The organism is Ruminococcus sp. (assembly GCF_017650195.1).
Taxonomy (GTDB): Bacteria; Bacillota; Clostridia; order Oscillospirales; family Ruminococcaceae; genus Ruminococcus.
Map to the genome: position 1 here is coordinate 1 of NZ_JAGCFH010000158.1, position 2,551 is coordinate 2,551.

The 2,551-nt window shown below is 42.0% G+C and carries 2 protein-coding genes; both read left to right on the forward strand.

Annotated features, from left to right (window positions below; genetic code table 11):
• Positions 1 to 1,862, forward strand: a 1,862-nt coding sequence (locus tag J6U00_RS07410) for an anaerobic ribonucleoside triphosphate reductase (protein WP_296580632.1), incomplete at its 5' end; no start/stop codon positions are given.
• Positions 1,863 to 1,871: 9 nt separating this feature from the next.
• The gene (gene nrdG, locus J6U00_RS07415) at positions 1,872 to 2,372 is read left to right on the forward strand and encodes an anaerobic ribonucleoside-triphosphate reductase activating protein (RefSeq protein WP_296580635.1); all 501 of its coding nucleotides are present in this window, start codon (positions 1,872 to 1,874) and stop codon (positions 2,370 to 2,372) included.
• Positions 2,373 to 2,551 lie beyond the last annotated feature (179 nt).

A 2,551-nucleotide genomic window follows, 5' to 3' on the forward strand; every position in this document is an offset into this window, starting at 1 on the left:
CTGCACATGCAAAGGCTCACCGCGAGGGCGATATTCATATACATGACCTCGATTTCTATACGCTGACAACTACATGTACACAGATCGACCTAAAGAAGCTTTTCACTAACGGCTTCTCCACAGGACACGGCTTTTTAAGAGAGCCTAACGATATTGCAAGCTATTCGGCACTTGCCTGTATCGCTATTCAGTCTAATCAGAACGATCAGCACGGAGGTCAGAGTATCCCTACATTTGATTATGCTATGGCAGACGGCGTAAAGAAGACTTATGCAGCAAGATATAGACAGAATGTTGCAAGAGCATTATCGCTTCTGGTTGGTGTGGAAAATGAATTCGAGATAGTTGAAGAGATAAAGAAAGAATTATCCGAAAAAAATGAATTGAAACCAATCCTTTCGAACGATAACGGCTACAAGGAAAAGGAACTGGAGCTGTTGCTGAAATATACAGATAAGGAAACTGCTGAGAAGATTCAGGATTTCGCTACAAGAAATGCGGAAAGGGAAACAGACAGAGCTACTTATCAAGCTATGGAGGCACTTATCCACAACCTTAACACTATGAACAGCCGCGCTGGCGCACAAACTCCGTTTAGTTCTATAAACTACGGTACAGATACGTCTCCCGAGGGAAGAATGGTAATAAAGAACGTTCTTCTTGCACAGGAAGCCGGTCTCGGAAATGGCGAAACACCTATTTTCCCGATACACATTTTCAAGATCAAGGAAGGCATCAACTATAATCCTAGTGATCCTAACTATGATCTTTTCAAACTTGCCTGCAGAGTATCTGCAAAGCGACTTTTCCCGAATTTCTCCTTCATAGATGCGCCGTATAACCTTCAGTATTACAAGGAGGGCAATCCTGATACAGAGATAGCATATATGGGTTGTCGTACAAGAGTTATTGGAAATAACTATGATCCTTCGAGAGAGATAGTTACAGGAAGAGGAAATCTCAGCTTTACTTCTATAAATCTCCCGAGGCTTGCAATAAAGGCAGATCATAATGTTGGTCTTTTCTTCGATATGCTTGAAGAGAAAATGGAGCTTGTTATTGCTCAGCTAATGCACCGCTTTAATATCCAGTCTCAAAAGAGAGTTAGAAACTATCCTTTCCTCATGGGACAAGGAATATGGATTGACTCTGATAAGCTCGGACCTGATGATACAGTGGGAGAAGTGCTTAAACACGGCACACTTTCTGTAGGATTTATAGGACTTGCTGAAACTCTTAAGGCTCTTATCGGTGCTCATCACGGTGAAAGCGAAGAAGCAAGAGAGCTCGGTCTAGAGATAATTTCGTCCATGAGAAAGAGACTTAATGAAGAGTCAAAGCGTACAGGTCTCAACTTCTCACTTCTCGCAACTCCGGCAGAAGGTCTTTCAGGACGTTTTGTACGTATGGACGCCAAGAAATACGGAATTATCGAAGGTGTTACAGACCGTGATTACTATACAAACTCTTTCCATGTCCCGGTATACTATCCTATTAGCGCTTTTGAAAAGATTAAGATAGAAGCTCCGTACCATGAGCTTACAAATGCCGGTCATATAAGCTATATTGAACTTGACGGCGATCCTCTTGAAAATCTAAGTGCTTTCGAGAAGATAGTTCGCTGTATGAAGGAATCTGGTATAGGCTATGGTGCTATCAACCATCCTGTTGACAGAGATCCTTGCTGCGGATATACCGGTATAATAGGCGAAACATGTCCATGCTGTGGCAGAAAGGAACATACAGATAATGTTGCCTTTGACAGAATACGTCGTATCACAGGATATCTCGTTGGTACACTTGATCGTTTCAATAATGGTAAACGCGCGGAGGAACATGACCGCGTAAAGCATGATGTATAAGGTGATATAATGAAACTTAGAATTGCCGGAACCGTTAACGATTCTATCGTTGACGGTCCGGGAATAAGATTTACTGTATTTGTTCAGGGCTGCCCTCATAACTGCAAGGGCTGCCATAATCCACAGACCCATGATTTTGAAGGCGGTAATGTTGTAAATATAGAAGAGCTTCTTGAAAAGATAAAAGGAAATCCGTTGCTGGACGGTGTGACATTCAGCGGGGGAGAGCCTTTCTGTCAGGCAGAAGCTCTTGCTTCACTCGGCAGACAGATCAAGGAGCTTGGGCTCAATATTGTAACGTATACGGGCTATACGTTTGAAAAGCTCTATGAAGACCGCAGTCTCGAGCATTGGGAGGAGCTCCTTAAGGTCACCGACATTCTTATTGACGGTCCGTTTATCCTTGAACAGAAGGATTGGGAGATAAAGTTCCGCGGAAGTTCAAATCAGAGATATATCGACTGTAAAAAAAGTCTTGAAACAGGACAGGCAGTCGAAACCGAACCATAAAAATTATAAAGCAGACCATTTAGTTAGCTTTTTTTATGGAAATAGTGGGTTACCGAGCCTGAAATTATTATAGGCTCGGTAATTTTATGTCAAGATTTCGTCACAGAAGGTTACCACTTAGTCTGCTATTATATAATAAATAAAGGCGGTCATAATGACCGCCTTTATTATTGAATATA

Excerpts from the sequence above, each read along its gene's own strand:
- nrdG (WP_296580635.1), top strand. The coding sequence starts at position 1,872 with ATGAAACTTAGAATTGCCGGAACCGTTAACGATTCTATCGTTGACGGT.